Origin of the sequence: Mycobacterium sp. KBS0706 (assembly GCF_005938675.2) — a bacterium.
GTDB lineage: Bacteria > Pseudomonadota > Alphaproteobacteria > DSM-16000 > Inquilinaceae > Inquilinus.
Genome location: NZ_VCCH02000037.1, coordinates 1 through 21944, shown reverse-complemented (window position 1 = coordinate 21944; position 21944 = coordinate 1). Strand labels below are relative to the sequence as shown.

Sequence of the window (21944 nt, the reverse complement as noted above, 5' to 3'; positions counted from 1 at the left end):
CCTCACCCCAGCGCCGCGAAGTTGCGGTAGCTGCCGATCAGCTCCTCCACGGTGCCGGAGCGGCAGCCGCGCTCGCGGGCCAGGCTGGCGGCGTCGCGCTCATTCGCGGCCCGCCGGCTGCCGAGCTCCTGCCAGACCGCGGATTCATTGCCCGGTGCGCCCGAGGCGCCGGCGAGCTGGCCCGCCGCTTCGGATTCCGCCTGCGACAACACCTGTCCGAAGCGCTGCTCCTGCTGCGGGTCGAGCCGCACCCGGCAGGACCGGGCGGCGGATTCGGCCCGGATCATGGCGTCGTAGCGCTGCAGCGCATCGCCGGCGTGGCCCGCCGGCCGCGGCACCGCTCCCGCCCCGGAATAGTGGGAATAGCCGGGATAGCCGGAATTGCCGGGGTATCCGGGGTCGATATAGCCCTGTTCGTTGCAGCCCCCGAGGGCGAGAACCGCGACCACCGCGGCCGATCCGAGGCGCGTGATGCGCATCGCTGTCTCCGTCAAATCACCGTCAGGTCACGCCTGCCCGGCGGACAAACGCTCGGCGAGGCCGATCAGATCCATGATCTGCGGATCGGAGCAGCCGCGCGCTGCGACCGCATCGCGCACCACCCGCTCCTGCTGCGTGCGGTGGGCGGCGATGTCGCCCAGCACCTCGGGGTCGTTCGGCATCGTATCCTCGCGCTTCGCCAGCGCCGCTTCCGCCTGGTGCTGGGCCTCGACCAGGGTGTCGGCGAGCCGGCTCTCCCGCCCCTCCTCCAGCGGCGCGCCGCAGACATAGCGCGCGGCATTGGCCCGCAGCACCGCCTGCCAGCGGTCGACCGGATCCTTGGTGTCATAGGCGGCGCCGACCACCGGGCCGGCGCAGCCGGCGAGAAGCAGGGCCGGGAAGAGCCACCGGACGTCGAACCTTGCCATGCCGCCTCCGTTCCAGGCCGGCCGGGCGAAACGCCCTTGTGCCGGCGGCGCCAATCGATACATGAAGGGCGGATTCCGAGAAAGGACATGCGATGAGCGCAGCTGCCGCGACCCCACCCCGTCCCGTCGTCCTGTGCGTCCTCGACGGCTGGGGCTGGCGCGAGGAGGAGGCGGACAACGCCGTGCGCCTGGCCGATACGCCGAATTTCGACCGGCTGTGGGCGGAGGAGCCGCACGCCTTCCTGCAGGCCAGCGAGGAGGCCGTCGGCCTGCCGCACGGCCAGATCGGCAATTCCGAGGTCGGGCACATGAATCTCGGCGCCGGCCGGGTGGTGTTCCAGGACCTGCAGATGATCTTCAACGCCATCGCCGACGGCTCGCTGGCCAAGGCCAAGGCGCTGCAGAAGCACATCGCGGCGCTCAAGGCCTCCGGCGGCACCTGCCATCTGATGGGGCTGCTGTCGCCCGGCGGCGTGCACGCCCATCAGGACCAGATCGCGGCGCTGGCCAGGATCGTCGCCGACGCCGGCGTGCCGGTCGCGGTCCATGCCTATACCGACGGGCGCGACACCCCGCCGCGCGCCGGTGCCGACTATCTCCGCCAGTTCCTGAAGGACATCGACGGGCTGCCGAACGCCCGCGTCGCCACGGTCGACGGCCGCTACTACGCCATGGACCGCGACAAGCGCTGGGAGCGGGTGGAGAAGGCCTATCGCGCCGTCGCCGAGGCCAAAGGCGAGGCGGCGCCGGACCCGGTCGCCGCGGTCGAGGCGGCCTACAAGGCCGACACTGGTGACGAGTTCATCCTGCCGAGCGTGATCGGCGACTATGCCGGCATGACGGATGGCGACGGCGTGCTGTGCGCCAATTTCCGGGCCGACCGGGTGCGCGAGATCCTGCAGGCGCTGCTGGACCCGGCCTTCGACGGCTTCGCCCGCACCCCGGTCCGCTTCGCCGATGCCTGCGGCCTGGTCGAGTATTCCGATCAGTTGAACGGGTTCATGTCGGCGATCTTCCCGCCGAAATCGATCGCCAAGGGGCTGGGCGAAGTGGTGTCGGCGGCCGGCAAGACCCAGCTGCGCACCGCCGAGACCGAGAAATACCCTCACGTCACCTTTTTCTTCAACGGCGGCGAGGAGACGCAATTCCCCGGCGAGGACCGCATCCTGGTCCCCTCGCCCAAGGTCGCGACCTACGACCTGCAGCCGGAGATGTCGGCGCCGGAGGTGTGCGCGAAGCTGGTCGCGGCGATCGACAGCGCCAAATACGACCTGGTGGTGGTCAACTTCGCCAATCCGGACATGGTCGGCCACACCGGCATCCTGGCGGCGGCGATCAAGGCCTGCGAGACCGTCGACACCTGCCTCGGCAAGGTCGAGGCCGCCGTCCGGCGCCAGGGCGGCGCCATGATCGTCACCGCCGACCATGGCAATGCCGAGCTGATGCGCGATCCCGTCACCGGCGGCCCGCACACCGCGCACACGCTGAACAAGGTGCCGGTGATCCTGGTCAATGAGCCGGGCCCGCGCCGCAGCCTGCATGACGGCAAGCTGGCCGATGTGGCGCCGACGCTGCTGGAGCTGATCGGGCTGGCGCAGCCGGAAGAGATGACCGGGCGCAGCCTCATCGACGCCGCCTGACGGCCATATTCGGGGTCGACCTTGTGACGCGAAACCGCAAAGATGGACGTCAGGTAACTTGATCCCGCCGAAACCCGGCAGATATCATCGATGGGCGTCCACCCTGGCCAGCCACCCCTCCGGTTCCGGAGACGGCCGGTCGGCCGATTGACTCGAGCGCCTGGCGGCCCTGCCGCCAGCGAGGGCAAGCATGAAGAAGCACCTGAACGCCGTCGCCATCGGGGCCCTGCTGGGCCTGGCCTTCGTCGGCGGGCATACCTTGACCTTCGAAGGCTGGGCGCAGGACAAGGCGCCCGACAAGGCCGCGACGAGCAATGACTCCACCGACACCTACAAGCAGCTCGATCTGTTCGGCGAGGTGTTCGAGCGGGTGCGCGCGGAATATGTCGAGCAGGTCAGCGACAAGCAGCTGATCGAGGCCGCGATCAACGGCATGCTGACCTCGCTGGACCCGCACTCCAACTTCCTGAACTCCGACGAGTTCCAGGACATGCAGTCCCAGACCCGGGGCAGCTTCGGCGGCCTCGGGATCGAGGTGACGATGGAGAACGGGGTGGTGAAGGTGGTGTCGCCGATCGACGACACCCCCGCCGCCAAGGCCGGGGTCCAGGCCGGCGACCTGATCATCGCCATCGACGGCAAGCCGATCGTCAATATGAGCCTCAACGAGGCGGTCGATAAGATGCGCGGCCCGGTGGGCAGCAACATCGTCATCACCGTCCGCCGCGGTGACCAGGAGCCCTTCGACCTGACCCTGGCGCGCGCCACCATCCCGGTGGAATCGGTGCGCTGGCGGACCGAGGGCGACGTCGGCTACATCCGCATCACCAGCTTCACCGAGCGCACCGAGGACGGGCTGAAGCGCGGCATCGCCGACATCAAGAAGAAGCTCGGCGACAAGCTGCAGGGCTATGTCCTCGACCTGCGCAACGATCCGGGCGGCCTCTTGGACCAGGCGATCGCCGTCTCCGACGCCTTCCTCGACAAGGGCGAGATCGTCTCGACCCGGTCGCGCAAGGCTGACCAGGCGCAGCGCTACAACGCCACCCCGGGTGACCTGGCCGACGGCCTGCCGCTGGTGGTGCTGATCAATGGCGGCTCGGCCTCGGCATCCGAGATCGTGGCCGGCGCGCTGCAGGACCACCACCGCGCCGTGCTGATGGGGACGCAGAGCTTCGGCAAGGGATCGGTCCAGACCATCATCCCGCTGCCGGGCCATGGCGCGATGCGGCTGACCACGGCGCGCTACTACACGCCGTCCGGCCGGTCGATCCAGCAGCTCGGCATCACCCCGGACATCGAGGTGCAGCAGGCCCGGATCGAGGAGATCGCGCAGATGCGCGGCTATCGCGAGGCCGACCTGAAGGGCGCGCTGAACAACGACAACAAGCAGAACGTCCCGGGCCAGGGCGGCGCCGACGAGAAGGCCCCGACGCCGCCGACCGGCGGTGGTGCCCAGACCGACAAGCCCGCCACGCCGGGCCAGGACAAGGCGGCGTCGCCGCCCTCCGACGGCGCCGCCGACGCGAACAAGCCGGCGGATGTCGACTACCAGCTGTCCCGCGCGCTCGACCTGCTGCGCGGCCTGGCGCTGTTCCAGAAGGGGCAGGCGGGCTAGTCCCGCCGCACCATGGCAACGCCGGAGAAGCCAAAGGACACCCTGCCCTACCGGCCCTGCGTCGGCATCATGCTGCTCGACCGCGACGGCCGCGTCTTCGTGGCGCGCCGCCGCGATACGCCCGACGGCTGGCAGATGCCGCAAGGCGGCATCGACAAGGGCGAGACGGTGCGCGAGGCCGCCTTCCGCGAGCTGAAGGAGGAGATCGGCACCGACCGGGCCGAGTTCCTGGCCGAGGCACCGGAGGCGGTGCGCTACGACCTGCCGGACCATCTGGTCGGCAAGGTCTGGGGCGGCCGCTACCGCGGCCAGGAGCAGCGCTGGGTGGCGCTGCGCTTCCTGGGCGAGGACGGCGACATCGACCTGGAGACCGAGCACCCGGAGTTCGACGCCTGGCGCTGGTCGGCGCCGGACCGGGTGCTGGCCGAGATCGTGCCGTTCAAGCGCGACGTCTACGCCACCGTGCTGGCCGCCTTCGCCCGGTTGCTGGGGCGTTCGTGACGATCCTTGCCCTGCACCACGTCAACCTGACCTTCCCGGCCGAGCTGGAGGCCGAGACGGTGCGCTTCTATGTCGAGACGCTGGAGCTGGAGGCGCTGCCGAAGCCGCAGGGCCGGCGCAGCCAGGGCGCCTGGCTGCGGGTCGGCGCCGCCGAGATCCACCTGTCGCCGGACGCGCCGGGCCGGGCCGAGCAACTGGCGGCGGACCGCCATCTGTGCCTGGTCGTCGCTGACCTGGACACAACCGAGGCCCGGCTGCACGCCGCCGGGACGCCGATCGAGCACGACCCGCGACCCCCGGTCGGCTACCGCCGCCTGTTCACCCGCGATCCGGCGGGCAACCGGCTGGAGCTGAGCGAACCGCCGTGCTGACCTCCTTGGCCTAACGATCCTCGCGGGTGTGCCAAAGGCGCAGGATATAGATGGTCGAGCCCTGGATCTCGTAGCGCATCTCGTAGCGGCCGATGAGGATGCGCCGGACCTCCCGCGGCTCGAACTCCTCCAGCTTCTCACCGATGCGGGGATGCTCGCGCAGTCGTGCCGGAGCGGCCGTCAGCGACCTCACGGTCCGGATAGCGGCCTGGCGGTCGACCGGCGCGAGGAATTCATAAAGGCGCATGAGATCCGACAGCGCCCGGCTGGTCCATTTCAGTTCGGTCAACGCGGGATCGGCAGCGGCGTGTCGCTGTCGAGGCTGTCGGCCCAGGCCTGCACGGACTGATGATCGATGACATGGCCCGCATCCACATCGGCCAGAGCCTCGAGCGTCAGGCGACGGCGTTCTTCCTCCTGGTCGACCCAGGCCGCCAGGGCCTGCCGGACGATCCATCCGCGCGAACGCTCCAGCCGGACGGCAAGCTCGTCCACTTTCTCGGCCAGAGGCAGCGGCACATGCGCGGTCAGCACCTTGGTTTCCATCGGCACCTCCTCTAATCAAATATAATCATGCCGATTGGATTCGATTAGATCTGAATCATCGGGGCTGGCGACACCGCTCAGAGGAAGCTGTACGGGTCGATGTCGACCTGCACCCGGACGGTGCCGGGCACCTGCACCCGTGACACCCAGTCCGCCACCAGCGGCTGCACGCCGATGCGGCGGTCGGCTTTCAGCAGCAGGCGGCGGCGGTGGCGGCCGCGCAGCATCGCCAGCGGGGCATCGGCCGGCCCCAGCACCAGCAGCCCCTCGCCCTGCGGCGCCGCCCGGCCCAGATCCTGCGACACCCGGTCGACCGCGCCGCGGTCGGGGCCGGAGACGATCAGCGCCACCAGCTTGCCGTAGGGCGGCAGGCCGCGCGACCGCCGCGCCTCCGCCTCCGACGCCAGGAAGCCGTCGCGGTCGTCGGCCACCAGGGTCTGCATCACCGGGTGATCCGGCATGAAGCTCTGCAGCAGCACCCGGCCCGGCTTCTCGCCGCGCCCGGCCCGGCCGCCGACCTGGTGCAGCAGCTGCCAGGTCCGCTCCGCCGCCCGCAGGTCGCCGCCGGCGAGGCCGAGATCGGCGTCGACCACCCCGACCAGGGTCAGGCCGGGGAAGTTGTGGCCCTTGGCCAGGATCTGGGTGCCGATCAGGAGGTTGACGGCGCCGCTGTCGAGATCCGCCGTGAGGTCGGCGATCGCCTGGGGCCCCGAGAAGGTGTCGGAGGCGACGATCTGCCAGCGCGCCTCCGGCAGGGTCGCGTCGACCTCCTCGGCGATCCGCTCCACCCCCGGGCCGCAGGCGGCGAAGCTGCCCTCGGCGTGGCAGGACGGGCAGGCCTTGGGCAGCGGCGCGCGGTGGCCGCAATGATGGCATTCGAGGCGCCCGGCCAAGCGATGCTCGACCAGCCAGGCGGTGCAGTGCGGGCATTCCAGGCGATGGCCGCAATGCCGGCACAGGGTCAGGGGCGCGTAGCCGCGGCGGTTCAGGAACAGCATCGCCTGTTCCCCCGCCGCCAGCGTCTCGACCACCGCCTCGCGCAGGGTCGGCGACAGGAAGCGGCCGCGCGGCGGCGATTCGCGGCGCATGTCGATCGCGCTCACCGCCGGCAGCCGCGCCGCGCCGTGCCGGGACGGCAGCTCCAGCGCGCCGTAGCGCCCGGCCTCGACATTGGCCAGCGTCTCCAGCGACGGGGTGGCCGAGGCCAGCACCACCGGGAAGTTGCCGAGATGGCCGCGCAGCACCGCCATGTCGCGGGCCTGGTAGACGACGCCGTCCTCCTGCTTGAAGGCGCTCTCATGCTCCTCGTCGACCACGATCAGGCCGAGCTCGGGATAGGGCAGGAACAGGGCCGAGCGGGCGCCGACCACGACCCGGGCCTCGCCGAAGGCCACCGCCCGCCAGTTGCGCCGGCGCTGGGTCGGGCCCAGCTCGGAATGCCATTCGGTCGGGCGCACGCCGAAGCGGGCGGCGAAGCGGTCGAGCCAATGCGCCGACAGCGCGATCTCCGGCAGCAGCACCAGCACCTGCCGGCCGGCCGCCAGCGCCGCCGCCACCGCCTCGAAATAGACCTCGGTCTTGCCCGAGCCGGTGACGCCGTCGAGCAGCGTGGTCGAATAGCCGCCATCGGCGACGGCATCGATCAGCCGGTCCGCCGCCTCGCGCTGGGTCTCGCCCAGCACCGCCCGCGGCCGGGCCAGGTCCGGCTGCGGCACCGGATCGAAGCCCGGCAGCAGCACGGTCTCCAGCAGCCCGGCCTCGGCCATGCCCTTGATCACGGCGCTGCCGCAGCCGGCCTCGCGCGCCAGCTCGGCCGGCAGCCGCGGCGGCCCGTCCTCGAGCACCGCCAGCACCCGCCGCCGGGCAGCGCTGAGCTTGGCCCCCTCGGGCGGGAGATCCGCCCGGCGATAGGCCGTGATCGGCTTCGGCGGCTCCAGCGCCCCGGTCGAGGACAGGGTCATGCGCAGCACCGCGCCGGGCGGCGACAGGGTGTAGCGCGCGACCCGGTCGATGAAATTCCGCGCCACCTCCGGCAGCGGCGGCAGGTCGAAGCGGTGCGCGACCTGCTTCAGCCGCGCCCGGGCGACCTGGCCGGTGCCCGGCCCCCAGACCACGCCGATCCGCCGCAGCCGGCCGAGCGGCACCTCGACCACGCTGCCGGGCGCAAGATCCATTCCCTCCGGCACCGCGTAATCGTAAGCTTCTGCCAAGGGCAGCGGCAGCAGCACCCGCACCGTGGCGATCGCGCCACTCTCCTCATCGACCGGCGTCGCTGCTGTGGCCTCGGAGTCCGCCATGGGCTAGACTTGCTCCCGCGGACCGACACCGGTGCCGCGCATCGGCCCGAAGCGACCGCTGGCCATTGGAACGAGGCCCATGAAGTTCTTCATCGATACCGCCGACTTCAACGAAATCCGTGACCTGGCCTCCACCGGCCTGGTCGATGGGGTGACCACCAACCCCTCCCTGATCGCCAAGTCCGGGGCCAAGTTCCTGGACCTGATCCCGCAGATCTGCGAGGTGGTGAAGGGGCCGGTCTCGGCCGAGGTCGCCGCGACCGACTTCGACACCATGATGGCCGAGGGCCGCAAGCTGTCCAAGATCGCGAAGAACATCGCGGTCAAGGTGCCGCTGACGCCCGCCGGGCTCAAGGTCTGCCGCACCTTGTCCGACGCCGGCACCATGGTCAACGTCACGCTGTGCTTCTCGGCCGGCCAGGCGATCCTGGCGGCGAAGGCCGGCGCGACCTTCATCTCGCCCTTCGTCGGCCGGCTCGACGATGTCGGCGAGGACGGGATGGCGCTGATCGCCGACATCGTCCAGATCTATCGTCAGTACCCGGATATCAAGACCCAGGTGCTGGTGGCGTCGATCCGCGGGCCGCGGCACGTGATCGAGGCCGCCAAGCTCGGCGCCCATGTCGGCACCCTGCCGCCGGCCGCCCTGCGCGCCCTGTTCAGCCACCCGCTGACCGACAAGGGCCTGTCCGCCTTCGTGGCCGACTGGCAGAAGACCGGCCAGAGCATCCTCGACGAGCAAGAGCTCGCCGCCGTCAGGAAGACGGCGTGAGGGCGGTCCGTTGGCGCAGGAAGTGAAGCAGCCGGACGTCCCCGCGCTCACCGCGGCGGACGTCTCGGCCTGGCTGCTGGCCCATCCGGACTTCCTGGCCCAGCATCCGGATCTGCTGGGCCGGCTGGCCCTGCCGCCGCGGGACCGCGGCGACGGGGTGATCGACCTGCAGGGCTACCAGGCCGAGAGGCTGCGCGGCCAGGTCGACCGGCTGAAGGACCAGCAGCGCGCCTTCATCGGCGCCAGCCGCGCCAACCACAACACCCAGAACCGGGTGCATGCCGCGATCCTGTTCCTGCTCGACGCCGAAAGCTTCGAGCAGCTGATCCACACGGTGTCGACCGACCTCGCCGTGCTGCTGGATCTCGACGTGGTGACGCTGCTGGTCGAGGCGGCGGAGGGCGAGGAATCGCCGCCGCACAGCGCCGAGGTCCGCATCGTCGGGCCCGGCGAGATCGGACGCCGCCTCGGCGCGCAGGAGCTGCTGCTCGAATCGGACATGGCCGGCGAGGAGGCGCTGTTCGGCGCGGGCGCCGGGCTGGTGCGCAGCCAGGCGCTGATCCGCCTGAACGTGTCGCCGGAGGTCCCGCCCTGCGTCCTGGCGCTCGGCAGCCGCGACCCGGAGATGTTCCATCCCGGCATGCGGACCGAGCTGGTCGGCTTTCTCGGCCGGGTGCTGGAGCGCTGCATCCGCTCCTGGCTGACTCCCGGGCAGGACTAGCCGGTGGGCGGGCCGGGGCTTCTCCGACAGCAAGCTTCTCTGCTCGATCGGCCTTCCACAGAAGCTGGTTTCTTTCCCTTGTCCCCCCTCCCCTCGCGGGAGGGGGTTAGGGGGAGGGGGTTGTCGAGGACAGGCTCGGCTCTGCCCTCCAATCCGCCAACCAGTAGCCGTTCAATCGCCTCTTGCCAGGCATCCGTCAGCTCGACGGCACGAACCCCCTCCCCCTACCCCCCCTCCCGCAGGGGGAGGTAGGACTCATCTGTGTGCATCGCTTCATGCCCCCTGATCCCGACTCCATGGCCGGCTGGCCGGCGGCGGCGGATCTGCGCGACGTCGCCGGCCGCTGGCGGGTCTGGCTGGAGGATGAGAAGCGGGTGTCGCCGCACACGCTGCGCGCCTATCTCGGCGATGTCGGCCGCTTCGTCGGCTTCCTGGCCGAGCATCTCGGCCGGCCGCCGAGCCTGAACGACCTCTCCGCCGCCGCGCTGCCCGACCTGCGCGCCTTCCAGTCGCGCCGGGCGGCGGGCGGGGCTGGCGCCGCGACCCGGGCTCGCGGCCTGTCCGGCGTCCGCAACTTCCTGGCCCATCTCGACCGCACCGGGGTGCTGCACAACGCGGCGATCGGATCGTTGCGCAACCCCAAGCTGCCGAAGCGCCTGCCCCGGCCGCTGGCCGTGACCGATGCCCTGGCCGCGGTCGACACGATCGAGACCCTGGCCACCGAGGAATGGATCGGGCTGCGCGACCGGGCGCTGCTGCTCCTGCTCTATGGCTGCGGCCTGCGCCTGGGCGAGGCGCTCGGGCTGACCCGGCGCGAGGCGCCGAAGGGCGACACGCTGGTGGTCACCGGCAAGGGCCGCAAGCAGCGCATGGTGCCGGTGCTGCCGGCGGTGCGCGAGGCGGTCGACGCCTATGTCGCCGCCTGCCCCTTCCCGCTCGCCGCCACCGGGCCGCTGTTCCTCGGCGCCCGCGGCGGCCCGCTGAACCCCGCCGTGGCCGAGCGTCAGATGCGCCAGCTGCGCGCCGTGCTGGGCCTGCCCGATTCGGCGACACCGCATGCGCTGCGGCACAGCTTCGCCACCCATCTCCTGGCCGGCGGCGGCGACCTGCGCACGATCCAGGAGCTGCTGGGCCACGCCGCTCTCTCGACCACCCAGCGCTACACCGAGGTCGACACCGAGCGGCTGATGACCGTCTACGCCGACGCCCATCCGCGCGCCCGGCGCAGCGGCGGCTGAGGCTTCCGCCCCTCACCGTCATTGCGAGGAGGCGAAGCCGACGAAGCAATCCAGGGGCCGGTGCGCACCGGCCCCTGGATTGCTTCGCTGCGCTAACAAGTAACTGACCGCTCAGGCGGCTCGTTACATCAAGGGCGGGTCGGCCGCCGGCCGGTGCTAAACTCGCAATGACGATCTTTATCGTAGCCGCGGCGGTCTTACACCGGCGGCAGCCCGTTCTCGAAGCAGTAGTGGATCGTCGGGAAGCTGTGGCGCAGGGCCACCGCGTCGCGCCGCACCGCTTCCGGCGACTCGCCGCGCACCAGCACCCGGGCGATCAGCTCGGCGATCGCTTCCATCTCGCGCTCGCGCATGCCGAAGCGGGTGACCTCGATGGTGCCGATGCGCAGGCCGCCGGGGAAATCCCAATCCTCCTTGCGGTCCGATGGCAGCAGGTTCTTGTTCACTATCAGGTTGGCCCGCTCCAGCGTCTGCGCCGCCGCCAGGCCGCGGCCGAAGCCGCGGGCGTCGGCGATCGCCTGATGCGTGGTGGTGAAGCCTTTGTGCGCGCCCAGCATCGGGATCCCGCGCTCCTGCAGCGCCCGCGCCAGGGCCCGGGCGTTGGCGACGATCTGCGCCTGCAGCGCTTCGCCGAATTCGATCGCCTCCGCCGTCGCCAGGGCCAGCGCCGCCACCCGGTTGACCTGGTGCGTCGCCGCCCAGACCGGGAACACCGCCGTCGTCACCGCCTCGGTGATCGTGGGATCGTCCCACAGCAGGATGCCGGATTGCGGGCCGGCGAAGGTCTTGCCGGCCGAGCCGGTGACAATGTCCGCGCCTTCCTTCAGCGGATCCTGGAACTGGCCGCCGCCGATCAGCCCCAGCTGATGCGCCGCGTCGAAGAAGAAGCGGCCGCCCCACTCCGCGATCACCTCGCGCATCGCCGCCACCGGCTGCGGGAACAGCGTCATCGACAGGCCGAGCGCGACCAGCTTCGGCCGGGCCAGCGGCGCCGCCCGGCGGAACAGGTCGAGGTCGACCACCAGCTCGTCCTGGTCCATCGGGATGTCGACGATGGTGCGGCCCATGGCGCCGGCCGGGCCGTCGTGCCGGTTCGAGGAATGGCCGCCGGTCGGCTGCGCCGCGGTCATCACCACATCGCCCGGCGCAGTCAGCGCGGTGTAGACCACGGCGTTGCCGATCATCGAGGCGCACAGCCGGTGGTCGGCGTAGTTGCAGCGGAAATGGCGCTTCAGCAGCTCGACGCACAGCGCCTCGACCTCGTCGATATGGCGGGTGCCGGCGAACCAGCGGTTGACCCGGCCGATATGGCCCTCCGCCGCCCGCGTCCCGATCTCGGCCGCCAGCAGCGCCCGCACGCCCGGGCTGGTCGGGGCCTCGGGCGCCAGCAGGTTGATGCAGTCCTCGCCGCGCCATTGCGCGTTGCGGCCGACCGCGGCCTTCACCGCCTCGCCCATCGCCGCCCCGTCGGCGCAGGCGTCGAGCACGGCCCGGGCCGTCGCCAGCGCCTCCCGGTCATGCACCTCGATGCGGTTCGACAGATCCGGTGAATCCATGGTCGCCTCCTGTTCGTTCCATCGAGGCTACGACGAAATCATCGGCAACGGATTTCGATTTGCGCGACCGGAATTTCCGTTATGGAATGCTATGGCACCGCTTGGGAGAAATCCATGAAAAGCCCAGACCGCAATCGTCCGGCCCCAATCGAGCTCGACGCCATCGACCGGCGCATCCTCGACGCCCTGCAGGAGGACAACCAGGTCACCAACCTGGCCCTGGCCGAGCGGGTCGGCCTGTCGCCGCCGGCCTGCCTGAAGCGGGTGCGGCGGCTGCGCCAGGAGCGGGTGGTGGTGCGCGACGTGGCGCTGGTCGATCCGGAGCGCGTCGGCCAGACCATCGTCGCCTTCGTCGGGGTCGAGCTGGACCGTCAGCGCGAGGACGTGCTGGCCGCCTTCGAGCGCAAGATCGCGGCCGAGCCCGAGGTGCAGCAATGCTATTTCGTGTCCGGCGAGACCGACTACCTGCTGGTCGTCACCTGCCGCGACATGGAGGCCTACAACCTGTTCTGCCGCCGCGTCCTGGCGAACGAGCACAACATCAAGCGCTTCCGCACCAGCTTCAACCTCTCCCGGGTGAAGTACGAGACCAAGGTGCCGATCGGGGCATAGAGGCTCAGCCTGGCCATGGCCCGTAGAGCCTGAGGAACAGCTCCGCCGCCGCCGCCGCGCGCCGCCGCAGCGCCTCGCCGTCCGGCGGGACGGCCGCCCCGACCAGCACCTGGACCTGCAGGTCGCGCAGCAGCAGGCCGAGGAAGACCGAGAAGGCGTCCTCCGGATCGGCAGCCTCGATCTCGCCGCGTGCGGCCCGGTCTCCCGCAGCAGGGCCACCATCCGGCCGCCCGTCGCCGCCCGGCCGACTGGGCAGTCGACCGGTTGCGACCCGAAATGGACCAGAGGCCCGGCGTTCTCGCCAGGCGCGGCCTATGGTCTGGAATCGGCTCGATGCGGACGCTCCCGTGAGCGTCGACGAACGTCCGCTCCTGGAGGCCGTTGCGGACGATACGGCGGCGGTTGATGAATTTCCGCACCCGACCCTGAGCGGACGATTGCGGGCCCTTCAGGCACCCCTGAAGCGGACGTCTGCAGCGATCCATCTGTGCCTCAAAGCTGACGCACCGCGCGGAGGGCGGACCGTCAGTGCTCCCTCCGGGTGGTGGGTGTTATGAACATCAAGGGGAGCAACCCAGTGGCGGCTTTCGGGCGCCGCTCAGTCGGTCTGGCCGACCGGGATGGCGGAAAGGGGACGATTTCCCCTTTTGCTCTCAGCGGCCGGATCGGCACCGGTTCCGGACCTTCCGCCGCCTGCTGGAAGCAGACCTTCGATCGCCAGCTCGAAGTGATCCTCAGACGGTTTGCGATCATCGTCCTTGATCTGCATAGACGGACCTCGACCGCACTCAAAAACGCCGAATGCTTGCCCGAATTTCACCGATAGCTCAGGATCGCAAGGGCTTATCTAAGGCCTTCAGCGTTAGAAGCGACGCCTAACGGAATGATCCTCAGGTTCTAGTAGAATATCCCGGCAGAACTTGGTAGAGTGCAAAAAATAGGACGCTCATGCCATAATAAGACTGCATTGAGGATTGGTAAGGGGAGGCCAATCATGGGATATATAAAATCGAATGAGGGCCATAAAACGGGCCAAGTGCACAGTCGATGCATTAAATACTATGCCGCGGCGCTGTTGCTTGCAGCGTGTTCCGGCCAGGGAGCCGGGAGCGGCCCCGCGACGGTCCAGGGCCAGGCGCCGGACGGTACCGTGGAGATGCACGAGGTCCAGGCCGCCTATATCGGCAGCGGCAGTGCCGGTGGCGGGACCCTGAACTTCCGCGGCCGCAGCTACCTGTTCAAGGTCGGCGGCGTCGGCATCGGCGGCATCGGCCTGTCGACGATCGAAGCCCGCGGTGAGGTCTACAAGCTTCAAAGCATCGAGCAGTTCCCGGGGACCTATGCCCAGGGCCGCTACGGCTTCGCCATCGGCACCGCCAGCGGCGGCGATCTCTGGCTGCAGAACGAGAGCGGCGTCGTCATGCACCTGGTCGCCAAGCGGGAGGGGCTGATGCTGAGCCTCGGTGCCGACGCGATCGAGATCACCATGGGCCAGTGACGGCCCGGGACGCGCGGCGGGCAAGAAGCAACGCTGAAGACGGTACCCGCCGATCCAACGGCAGGCCGACACGGGGAGGACAATCACGATGGCGGCAATCTTCACAGGGCCCGTCCGACACGTCCTCACCATCGGCGTCGCCGCCCTTGCCCTGTGCTGCGCAGGGTCCGCAACCCCAGCAGCGGCCCAGGATGTAGCCGCGCCGTCGCCCTCGAGCACGGCCGCCGGGCCGTGGTTTGTCCGGATCACGCCCTATGCCTGGCTGCCCTCGGTCAGCGGCAGCACCCGCGGCACCCGTCGCGTCCCCTCGCTGTCGATCGACAAGGACTTCTCCGACATCCTGAGCGATCTCGATTTCGCCGGCATGATCGTCGGCACGGTCCGCTACGAGCGGATCGGCCTGCTGGTCGACCTCGACTACGTGTCCCTCAGCGCCAGCGGCAACCTGTCCGGCCCCTTCAGGACCAGGTACCACACCAACCTGGAGGCGCTCGTGGCAACCGTCGGCGCCACCGCCCGGCTAGTCGACGAGCCGAAGCTCGGTGTCGATCTCGTGGTCGGCACCCGGATCCTGAGCCTGTGGGTCGACAGCGACTTCAAAGGCCAGGGCCCGTTCGGGCGTTCGCGCGGCTTCAGCGACAGCGCCACGATCATCGACGGCCTGGTCGGCGTCCGCGCCGGGGTGGAGCTCGGCGACGGCTTCTCGCTGATCGGCTATGCCGACATCGGCGCCGGCAATTCCGACCTCACCTGGCAGGTGCTCGGCGCCGTCGAATACTCCTTCAACAACTCGATCTCGGGCGCGATCGGCTACCGCTACCTCGGCTACGACTTCGGCGGCCACGCGCCGCTCGACGACCTGGCGCTCTACGGGCCGGTCCTCGGCGTCACCTTTCGGTTCTGATTGCGACCACCGCACCGTCAGCGGCCATGGCCATCTGGCAGACCGCGCGAAGAAACCAGGGAGACGACGTCATGCACAGTCTGCGTTCTGTCGACGGCAAGCGAGCCCGGATTGCTCAAGCCGCCTGCGTCGTCGCAGCCATGGTCGGATTGCTCTGCGCGCCAGCCCCGGCGCTGGCGCAGGATGCCATCACCGATCCCGCTGAGAAGACGATCGGCGCACCGACCAAGAAGGAGATCGTGCCCTCGCTGATCGTGATGAATTCGCGCGGCGCCAAACTGGAAGGGGCGACGCTGACTCTGACCGGCGTGTCGCCGAACTCGATCCTGTTCGCCGACCGCCCGGTCCGCGCGGCCGGGCACGCGCTCACTGCCCATCTGATGCGAGAGTGGACGCCGGGGAGCGGGACCTTCGACAGGGATCCGCCGAACGCCACGGTGTCGGTGCTGAGCAGTGACGCTTCGGGCGTGAGTGATGTCGTCCTCGTCCTGAAGGATCCGAAGCTCAACGGCGACACGCTGACATTCAATGTCGAGATCCTGGAGGGCGACCTGGCAGGAGCCGAAGGGCCGGCCTCGATCTTCATCGACATCTTCGGCGTCTGGCGCCGCGCCGCATATCGGGCCGCCTGGTATGGCGCAGCGGCGGCGGCGGCCGCGCCATATTACCATCCGTATTACCGACCACCCTGCGGGTACTACCCATACCCACCCTGTTACTAAGCGGAGTCTATGAAACAACTTTCGGCGCCAGGGCTATGAGGCGAGCCGCGCGATCGAGATGAGGGAGGCAATGCCATGCATGTTCTGCGATACGGAGTGCGAACTGGGCTGCTTGGGATCGGGCTCTCCAGCTTGGCGGCTCTGCCGGCGTTCGCTCAAGCGAACCCGCAGCGGGACGCCTATTTCGGCGAGACGCATGTCCATACCAGCTGGTCGTTCGACGCCTACATCTTCGGCAACCATGTGACCGGGCCGGCCGAGGCGTACAAATATGCGAGGGGTGAACCCATCGCTCACCCGCTGGGCTACACCATCAAGATCACGACCCCGCTGGACTGGATGGGCGTGACCGACCATTCGGAATATGTCGGCACGGTTCGCCTGGCGAACGACCCCCATTCGCCGATCAGCAAGCTGCCGATCGCGGAGAAGCTCAAGGTCCACAGCGCGGCCGACATCCAGAGGATCTATCTCTGGCTCGGCACGACCATGGTCGACAACGACCCGGTCAAGGAGCTGGTCGTCCCCGAGGTGGCGGGCACCGTCTGGAAGGAGACGGTCTCGACCGCCGAGAAGTTCAACGAACCCGGCCAGTTCACGGCCTTCTGTTCCTATGAGTGGACCTCAACGCCAAACAACCGGAACCTGCACCGCAACATCTTCTTCAAGGATTGCACGCATGTGCCGGAAATGCCGTTCAGTTCGCTCGATTCACAGCATCCGGAAGATCTGTGGACCTGGATGGATGCCCAGCGCGGCGCCGGCAACGAGCTGCTCGCGATCTCCCACAACGCCAATCTCAGCGACGGCATGATGTTTCCGACCGAGGTCGACAGCAAGGGTCGGCCCATCGACGCGGCCTGGGCGCAGCAGCGGGTCAACAACGAGCCTCTGTCGGAGATCAAGCAGATCAAGGGGCAGTCGGAGACGACGCCCGTGCTGTCGCCGACCGATGAGTTCGCCAATTTCGAGGTGCTGTACTACCTGCTGGGCGATCCGGCGGGGCGGGTGCCGCACATCCCCGGCAGCTACATCCGCGAAGCCTACAAGAATGGCCTCGCGATGCTGGAGGCGCGCGGCTACAACCCTTACAAGTTCGGCCTTGTCGGCGGCTCCGATTCGCATGACACCGGTGTGCCCTACCGGCAGGCGAACTTCTTCGGCGGCCACGGACTCAATGACGGCACGGCACAGCAGCGCATGGCCGGCCATGTCTTCGCCGGGCTCGACGTGCGGCGGGAGAATCCGGCCGGGCTCACTGGCGTGTGGGCCGAGGAGAACACGCGCGAGTCGCTCTTTGCCGCCATGCAGCGCAAGGAGACCTTCGGCACCAGCGGCGTGCGCATCAAGCTGCGGTTCTTCGGCGGCTGGGAGCTCGGCCCCGACGCGCTGAGCGGCGACGACTGGATCTCGACCGGCTATGCGAAGGGTGTGCCGATGGGCAGCGACCTCCCGCCAGCAAAGGGCGAGGCGCCGTCGTTCGTCGTCTGGGCGGTGAAGGATCCGGAGAGCGGCAATCTCGATCGCATCCAGATCGTCAAGGGCTGGACCCATAGCGGCCAGAGTTTCGAGAAGATCTACGACGTCGCCTGGTCCGGGGAACGGGCGATCGTTCCGGAGACGGGTGTCCTGCCGCCGGTCGGCAGCACGGTGAACCTGCAGGAGGCCAGCTACTCCAACACGATCGGTGCGGTGGAGCTGAAGACCGTCTGGACGGATCCGGATTTCGACCCCAGCCTGGATGCCTTCTACTATGCCCGGGTGCTGGAGATCCCGACGCCGCGCTGGACCACGATCCAGGCGAAGGAGGTCGGCGTCGTGCCGCCCGACGTCGTGCCGGCGACGGTCCAGGAGCGCGCCTGGAGCTCGCCGATCTGGTTCACGCCCACCGACGAGGCGCGCAGGAGTGCCCGGCGCGGGACGAAGGTGACCGATCTGCTGCAACAGGGCGCCGTGGCGCTCGACGACGCACAGCTGAACGCGCTGGCCGTCGGCAAGACGCTCAAGGTTCGCAATCTCGCGACCGGCCAACCCTTCGAGATCTTCTATGGCAGGGCGGGCCGGCGGCTGATCGTGAGCATGGACGGGAAGGCGCCCGTGCCGGGCGATATCGGCGACGTGCTGCACAGCGGCGAGTTGGGCTCGCCGGCCCTCTATGAGATCCGCGACGGGCACATCATCACGACGATCGGCAACACCCCGTTCGACGTGACCGTCTACAAGGTCGGCGACAAATACGTCGCCGCTCGCAGCAACGAATTCGGCTATGCCAACTACGAGATCGAGGGCGCCAGCCCATGATCGGCAGCGGTGCAGATCCAGAGAGGACCGGCCGGGCCCATGGCGTCGGTACAGAACCGGGCGGGTCCGCGCCGGCGCCCGCGCAGCCATCGAGCCGCCGGCGATGGCTGCGCGAGCCGCTGCTGCATTTCTTGCTCGCCGGGCTTGTGCTGTTCGTCGTTTATGGCGCTTTCAAGCCCGGATCGAGCCAGCCGGACGCACCGGACCGGATCGAGCTGACCAAAGACGATCTGCTGCAGCTGATCATCGGGTGGAGCGCGCAGATGAAGCGGCCGCCCACGCCCGACGAGATGCGTCAACTGGTGGAGAACTCGGTCCGCGAAGAGATCCTCTACCGCGAGGCCTTGGCGCTCGGCCTGGACAAGGAAGACACCATCGTCAAGCGCAGGATGGCGCAGAAGATGGGATTCCTCGCAGACGACTTGACCACCGTCCGCGATCCGACGACGGCGGAGCTCAAGGCCTGGTTCGAGGCGAATGCCGAGCGCTTCACGCTGCCGGGCCGGGTGTCGTTCCGCCACCTCTACTTCTCGCCCGACCGGCGCAGCGGACGGGCGCGCGACGCGGCCACTCGGATACGGGAGCAGCTTGCCGGTCGGTCCGCAGACCCCTCTGCCACGATGGGCCTCGCCGATCGCTTCATGTTCCAGGATTACTATGGCGACAGGACGCTGCTGCAGGTGGCCAACACCTTCGGGACGAGTTTCGCCCAGGCCCTGTTCAAACTCCAGCCGGGTGCTTGGCAAGGGCCGATCGAGTCCGGGTATGGCTGGCATCTCATCTGGGTGGACTCGATAACGCCAGACCGCGTGCCTGCCTTCGAGGAGGTGGAACCGGCAATCAAGGACGCCTGGACGGACGAACAGCGGGCCGAGTCGAAACGCAAGGCGTTCGACGTGATGCGGGCGCGCTACGAGATTGTTCTGCCGGCGCCTTCAGAGGTAATTGCGCCTGCCGCTTCAACGTTTGCAGGAGCAGCCCCGTGATCCGCCGACGGCAAGGCCAATCGTCGCTGTTGCTGGGCATCCTGGTGGCGGTGCTGGCGCATCTCCCGAGCGCATGGGCGCATGAAGCGCGTCCGGCCTATCTCGAACTCACGGAGACAGCGCCCGGCCGATACGATGTGCTCTGGCGCACACCGTTGCTCGCCGGGATGCGTCTGCCAGTGGTGCTCGTATTCCCGAAGGGCGTTCGCAACCTCACCGAGCCGACGCAGCGGGTACTCCCCGACTCGCTGCTGGAGCGTCAGGTGATCGAGGTCGACGGCGGGCTTGCCGGAAAGCGCATCGATTTCACGGGCCTGCCGGGCACGATCACGGATGTGCTGGTGCGGGTGCAGTTGGATGACGGCGCCTATTCGACCACACTGGTCCGCCCGTCCCGCCCGTGGATCGAGATCACGGCCTCACAAGGGCCCTTGGCCGTCATGGGCGCGTTCGTCATGCACGGGGTCGAGCACATCCTCTTCGGCTACGATCATCTGCTGTTCGTACTGGCCTTGATCCTCATCGTGCGCAGCGTTCGGAGCCTACTGCTCACGGTCACTGCGTTCACCGTCGCCCATTCCATCACACTGGCCCTCGCCACGCTGGGGGTTGTGCGTGTGCCGGGCCCCCCGGTCGAAGCGGCGATCGCATTGAGCATCCTGCTGCTGGCCTGCGAGATCATCCGGATGCGGCGCGGCGAAACCAGCCTGACCGCGCGCTGGCCCTGGGCCGTGGCCTTCGCCTTCGGCCTCCTCCATGGCCTCGGTTTCGCAAGCGCCCTGGCAGCGATCGGGTTGCCGCGCGGCGACGTCCCGCAGGCTCTGTTCGCCTTCAATGTCGGAGTGGAACTCGGCCAGCTCATCTTCATCGCCGCAGTGCTGGCAGCGATGTCGCTCGCAAGGCGCCTGGCTGCAACTCCAAGGATGGCAAGCATCGCCCGGCTGTCCGTCACATATGCGATCGGAGCCCTGGCCGCATTCTGGCTTTGGGAGCGGGTGGCGGCGTTCTGGGCGTGAGCGATGTCATCCTCGTCCCAAAGGATCCGAACATGAGACTCGCTCACAGCAATCGTCCGGCCCTGACGCTCATTCTCGCCGCAACCCTTGTCGCCAGTGGGCAAACCGTCGCACAGACTGGGCCCGTAATTCCCCGTCGCTCGCGACGCCGGACCGGGTCGAGACCCGCGTCGGCACGCTTCATTTCAAGGACGGCGCACCGACCGTGGAAACCGCGGAGACGGTCCGCGACACGTTGGACTTCACGCGGGCCCTGAACGTGTACAGAAGGGGCCGCGGACGGCCGATTGGGTCGCATCACGCGAGTCATGTGGGGCATGACGCGTCCGTGCCTCGATGCATGGCAGATACCGGAGGCCGGTCATGTTCATCATATTGACGCTCTACGTGATCCTGGTGTGGCTCGTTTTCTCGAAGCTCAAGCTCGTCAAGTGGGGATGGATTTCCGGCACCGTTACGGTTCTCGTCGGCGCGTTCATCCTTGCGGTGTTCCTGGCGCTGTTCAACTACCTGACTCCGTCGGGAAGCTTCGTCGTCATTTCGCGCGTCATGGAGGTCACACCCAACGTTTCCGGCCAAGTGATCGAGATCCCGGTCAAGCCGAACGAGCCGGTGAAATCCGAGACCGTTCTGTTCCGCATCGATCCGGCGCCCTTCCAGTACAAGGTCAATCAACTTGAGGCGTCGCTCGCTCAGTCGCGGCAGCAGGTCAAGCAACTCGCGGCCAACTATGAACAGGCGACTGCGAACGTCGCGGGGCTGGCCAAGCAACTCGCCTTTCACAGCCAGCGACTTGACGACTACCGCAAGCTCGCGGGTGAAGACGCGCAATCCGAGTTTCGCCTGCAAGACACGCAGGTCCAATACGAGACAGTGGAGTTCCAGCTGCAGGCGGCCAAGGCTGCACAACTGAACGCGCAGCTCGCCATGGACTCGGAGATCGGCGGCGTCAATACGACCGTCGCTCAAATCCAGGCCGAGCTCGACCATGCCAAGTGGGAGCTCGACCAGACGACCATCCGGGCGCCGGCCGACGGCACCGTTACCGTGATGGCCCTGACCGTCGGCGACCGCGTCGAGCGGACGCGCTCGGTGATGTCGTTCATCGTCGCGGACGAGATCGTCATCGTCGGCATGTTCTCGCCCAATGGGTTTAAGACCATCAAGCCCGGCGCGCGGGTCAAGCTCGTCTTCGACGACGACCCCGGCCGTATTCACGAGGCAGCGATTGCAGAGATCCCGCAGGGCGTGGGACAGGGCCAGATTGCGACCTCGGGGACGCTGGCGCGGGTGGGCTCGATTGGCGGCGTCGAGGTCTATCCGGCGGCCATCTCCATCCCGAAGGATATCGAACGCAGCCAACTCAGGCTCGGGATGCCCGGAAAGGCCACCGTGTTTGCAGAGAACGCCGGCGTTATCGGCTTGATCATGTCGATCCTGGTCTGGATCAGCTCGTACACGGCATATCTTTGAAACCACCGATCATCGATCGATTTCAGACCAGATATCCACATGTGACTATACCTCGCGCCCCTGACTAGAGCGGTGCTGCACGCGGTGATCTGAGGTTATCGACTGAAACGAGCGGTGGATGGACGCAGCATAGTCGCGCCTTATGACCGCAAAGGGTCGCGTGCGGTGATGTCCGCTTCAGAGTGCGGAGCCCGACGGCCGCATTTGTTTAGGGCTTCGGATGCCGGCCCCGGCGCAGTGGGTTGGGCCGGGAGCGGGGCCGGC

At 68.5% G+C, this 21944-nt stretch carries 23 protein-coding genes; 15 read left to right on the top strand and 8 right to left on the bottom strand.

Going from position 1 to position 21944, the window contains the following annotated elements:
• Positions 1 to 2: 2 nt before the first annotated feature.
• Entirely contained in the window at positions 3 to 479 is a 477-nt protein-coding gene (locus FFK22_RS20360; RefSeq protein WP_138889639.1) for a hypothetical protein, read from the bottom strand.
• Positions 480 to 506: 27 nt separating this feature from the next.
• Entirely contained in the window at positions 507 to 908 is a 402-nt protein-coding gene (locus FFK22_RS20355; protein ID WP_138889638.1) for a hypothetical protein, read from the bottom strand.
• A gap of 92 nt (positions 909 to 1000) precedes the next feature.
• Between FFK22_RS20355 and gpmI the strand changes: the two genes are divergently transcribed.
• From gpmI to FFK22_RS20335, 4 genes are all read left to right on the top strand, one after another.
• A complete protein-coding gene (gene gpmI, locus FFK22_RS20350; RefSeq protein ID WP_138889637.1) occupies positions 1001 to 2548 on the top strand; it encodes a 2,3-bisphosphoglycerate-independent phosphoglycerate mutase in 1548 nt (515 codons plus the stop codon).
• A gap of 190 nt (positions 2549 to 2738) precedes the next feature.
• On the top strand, positions 2739 to 4166 hold the full coding sequence (locus FFK22_RS20345) for a S41 family peptidase (protein ID WP_138889636.1): 1428 nt from the start codon (positions 2739 to 2741) through the stop codon (positions 4164 to 4166).
• Between the two features lie 12 nt (positions 4167 to 4178).
• Positions 4179 to 4667, top strand: coding sequence for an RNA pyrophosphohydrolase (locus FFK22_RS20340; protein WP_138889635.1), 489 nt, complete (start codon positions 4179 to 4181; stop codon positions 4665 to 4667).
• Positions 4664 to 5038, top strand: coding sequence for a VOC family protein (locus tag FFK22_RS20335; protein ID WP_138889634.1), 375 nt, complete (start codon positions 4664 to 4666; stop codon positions 5036 to 5038). The genes FFK22_RS20340 and FFK22_RS20335 overlap by 4 nt, the downstream gene beginning before the upstream one ends.
• Positions 5039 to 5048: 10 nt before the next feature.
• Here FFK22_RS20335 and FFK22_RS20330 read toward each other — a convergent pair whose 3' ends face one another.
• The 3 genes from FFK22_RS20330 to FFK22_RS20320 all read right to left on the bottom strand — a co-directional run bounded on the left by FFK22_RS20330 (position 5049) and on the right by FFK22_RS20320 (position 7881).
• Positions 5049 to 5327, bottom strand: coding sequence for a type II toxin-antitoxin system RelE/ParE family toxin (locus tag FFK22_RS20330; RefSeq protein WP_138889633.1), 279 nt, complete (start codon positions 5325 to 5327; stop codon positions 5049 to 5051).
• Complete coding sequence (locus FFK22_RS20325; RefSeq protein ID WP_138889632.1) at positions 5324 to 5584, bottom strand: CopG family ribbon-helix-helix protein; 261 nt, start codon at positions 5582 to 5584, stop codon at positions 5324 to 5326. Before FFK22_RS20325 ends, FFK22_RS20330 begins: the two co-directional genes overlap by 4 nt.
• A 77-nt stretch (positions 5585 to 5661) precedes the next feature.
• Positions 5662 to 7881: a primosomal protein N' gene (locus tag FFK22_RS20320; protein ID WP_138889631.1), complete on the bottom strand. Its 2220-nt coding sequence runs from the start codon at positions 7879 to 7881 to the stop codon at positions 5662 to 5664.
• Between the two features lie 79 nt (positions 7882 to 7960).
• Between FFK22_RS20320 and fsa the strand changes: the two genes are divergently transcribed.
• The 3 genes from fsa (at position 7961) to FFK22_RS20305 (ending at position 10612) form a co-directional block, all read left to right on the top strand.
• Positions 7961 to 8653, top strand: coding sequence for a fructose-6-phosphate aldolase (fsa, locus tag FFK22_RS20315; protein ID WP_138889630.1), 693 nt, complete (start codon positions 7961 to 7963; stop codon positions 8651 to 8653).
• 10 nt (positions 8654 to 8663) lie between these two features.
• Positions 8664 to 9374, top strand: a complete 711-nt coding sequence (locus FFK22_RS20310; protein ID WP_138889629.1) for a DUF484 family protein — start codon at positions 8664 to 8666, stop codon at positions 9372 to 9374.
• Positions 9375 to 9649: 275 nt separating this feature from the next.
• Positions 9650 to 10612 carry a tyrosine recombinase XerC gene (locus tag FFK22_RS20305; protein ID WP_138889628.1) on the top strand — a complete coding sequence of 321 codons (963 nt, stop codon included), beginning with the start codon at positions 9650 to 9652 and terminating at the stop codon, positions 10610 to 10612.
• A 197-nt stretch (positions 10613 to 10809) separates the two neighbouring features.
• Here the strand turns inward: FFK22_RS20305 and glyA are convergent, their stop codons facing one another.
• Positions 10810 to 12168 (bottom strand): serine hydroxymethyltransferase, encoded by a 1359-nt coding sequence (glyA, locus tag FFK22_RS20300; protein WP_138889627.1) that lies wholly within the window; start codon positions 12166 to 12168, stop codon positions 10810 to 10812.
• A 114-nt stretch (positions 12169 to 12282) separates the two neighbouring features.
• On the opposite strand from glyA, the gene FFK22_RS20295 reads away from it, so the two are divergent.
• A complete protein-coding gene (locus tag FFK22_RS20295; RefSeq protein WP_138889626.1) occupies positions 12283 to 12780 on the top strand; it encodes an Lrp/AsnC family transcriptional regulator in 498 nt (165 codons plus the stop codon).
• A 4-nt stretch (positions 12781 to 12784) separates the two neighbouring features.
• Here FFK22_RS20295 and FFK22_RS20290 read toward each other — a convergent pair whose 3' ends face one another.
• Both FFK22_RS20290 and FFK22_RS43090 read right to left on the bottom strand, forming a co-directional pair.
• The gene (locus tag FFK22_RS20290) at positions 12785 to 13036 is read right to left on the bottom strand and encodes a TetR/AcrR family transcriptional regulator C-terminal domain-containing protein (RefSeq protein WP_306770142.1); all 252 of its coding nucleotides are present in this window, start codon (positions 13034 to 13036) and stop codon (positions 12785 to 12787) included.
• A gap of 342 nt (positions 13037 to 13378) precedes the next feature.
• Positions 13379 to 13549 carry a hypothetical protein gene (locus tag FFK22_RS43090; RefSeq protein WP_186002558.1) on the bottom strand — a complete coding sequence of 57 codons (171 nt, stop codon included), beginning with the start codon at positions 13547 to 13549 and terminating at the stop codon, positions 13379 to 13381.
• A 381-nt stretch (positions 13550 to 13930) separates the two neighbouring features.
• On the opposite strand from FFK22_RS43090, the gene FFK22_RS20285 reads away from it, so the two are divergent.
• From FFK22_RS20285 to FFK22_RS20255, 7 genes are all read left to right on the top strand, one after another.
• Entirely contained in the window at positions 13931 to 14278 is a 348-nt protein-coding gene (locus tag FFK22_RS20285; protein WP_138889624.1) for a hypothetical protein, read from the top strand.
• A gap of 88 nt (positions 14279 to 14366) precedes the next feature.
• The gene (locus FFK22_RS20280; RefSeq protein WP_138889623.1) at positions 14367 to 15182 is read left to right on the top strand and encodes a hypothetical protein; all 816 of its coding nucleotides are present in this window, start codon (positions 14367 to 14369) and stop codon (positions 15180 to 15182) included.
• A gap of 71 nt (positions 15183 to 15253) precedes the next feature.
• On the top strand, positions 15254 to 15904 hold the full coding sequence (locus tag FFK22_RS20275; RefSeq protein ID WP_221938728.1) for a hypothetical protein: 651 nt from the start codon (positions 15254 to 15256) through the stop codon (positions 15902 to 15904).
• 132 nt (positions 15905 to 16036) lie between these two features.
• Positions 16037 to 18205: a DUF3604 domain-containing protein gene (locus FFK22_RS20270; protein ID WP_221938727.1), complete on the top strand. Its 2169-nt coding sequence runs from the start codon at positions 16037 to 16039 to the stop codon at positions 18203 to 18205.
• Positions 18202 to 19191 carry a peptidyl-prolyl cis-trans isomerase gene (locus FFK22_RS20265; RefSeq protein ID WP_138889621.1) on the top strand — a complete coding sequence of 330 codons (990 nt, stop codon included), beginning with the start codon at positions 18202 to 18204 and terminating at the stop codon, positions 19189 to 19191. The genes FFK22_RS20270 and FFK22_RS20265 overlap by 4 nt, the downstream gene beginning before the upstream one ends.
• Positions 19188 to 20207: a HupE/UreJ family protein gene (locus tag FFK22_RS20260; protein WP_221938726.1), complete on the top strand. Its 1020-nt coding sequence runs from the start codon at positions 19188 to 19190 to the stop codon at positions 20205 to 20207. Before FFK22_RS20265 ends, FFK22_RS20260 begins: the two co-directional genes overlap by 4 nt.
• A 363-nt stretch (positions 20208 to 20570) precedes the next feature.
• On the top strand, positions 20571 to 21680 hold the full coding sequence (locus FFK22_RS20255) for an HlyD family secretion protein (protein WP_138889620.1): 1110 nt from the start codon (positions 20571 to 20573) through the stop codon (positions 21678 to 21680).
• The last annotated feature ends 264 nt before the right edge of the window (positions 21681 to 21944 follow it).

Excerpts from the sequence above, each read along its gene's own strand:
- FFK22_RS20360 (WP_138889639.1), bottom strand. The coding sequence starts at position 479 with ATGCGCATCACGCGCCTCGGATCGGCCGCGGTGGTCGCGGTTCTCGCC.
- FFK22_RS20355 (WP_138889638.1), bottom strand. The coding sequence starts at position 908 with ATGGCAAGGTTCGACGTCCGGTGGCTCTTCCCGGCCCTGCTTCTCGCC.
- gpmI (WP_138889637.1), top strand. The coding sequence starts at position 1,001 with ATGAGCGCAGCTGCCGCGACCCCACCCCGTCCCGTCGTCCTGTGCGTC.
- FFK22_RS20345 (WP_138889636.1), top strand. The coding sequence starts at position 2,739 with ATGAAGAAGCACCTGAACGCCGTCGCCATCGGGGCCCTGCTGGGCCTG.
- FFK22_RS20340 (WP_138889635.1), top strand. The coding sequence starts at position 4,179 with ATGGCAACGCCGGAGAAGCCAAAGGACACCCTGCCCTACCGGCCCTGC.
- FFK22_RS20325 (WP_138889632.1), bottom strand. The coding sequence starts at position 5,584 with ATGGAAACCAAGGTGCTGACCGCGCATGTGCCGCTGCCTCTGGCCGAG.
- FFK22_RS20320 (WP_138889631.1), bottom strand. The coding sequence starts at position 7,881 with ATGGCGGACTCCGAGGCCACAGCAGCGACGCCGGTCGATGAGGAGAGT.
- fsa (WP_138889630.1), top strand. The coding sequence starts at position 7,961 with ATGAAGTTCTTCATCGATACCGCCGACTTCAACGAAATCCGTGACCTG.
- FFK22_RS20305 (WP_138889628.1), top strand. The coding sequence starts at position 9,650 with ATGCCCCCTGATCCCGACTCCATGGCCGGCTGGCCGGCGGCGGCGGAT.
- glyA (WP_138889627.1), bottom strand. The coding sequence starts at position 12,168 with ATGGATTCACCGGATCTGTCGAACCGCATCGAGGTGCATGACCGGGAG.
- FFK22_RS20295 (WP_138889626.1), top strand. The coding sequence starts at position 12,283 with ATGAAAAGCCCAGACCGCAATCGTCCGGCCCCAATCGAGCTCGACGCC.
- FFK22_RS43090 (WP_186002558.1), bottom strand. The coding sequence starts at position 13,549 with ATGCAGATCAAGGACGATGATCGCAAACCGTCTGAGGATCACTTCGAG.
- FFK22_RS20280 (WP_138889623.1), top strand. The coding sequence starts at position 14,367 with ATGGCGGCAATCTTCACAGGGCCCGTCCGACACGTCCTCACCATCGGC.
- FFK22_RS20275 (WP_221938728.1), top strand. The coding sequence starts at position 15,254 with ATGCACAGTCTGCGTTCTGTCGACGGCAAGCGAGCCCGGATTGCTCAA.
- FFK22_RS20265 (WP_138889621.1), top strand. The coding sequence starts at position 18,202 with ATGATCGGCAGCGGTGCAGATCCAGAGAGGACCGGCCGGGCCCATGGC.
- FFK22_RS20255 (WP_138889620.1), top strand. The coding sequence starts at position 20,571 with ATGTTCATCATATTGACGCTCTACGTGATCCTGGTGTGGCTCGTTTTC.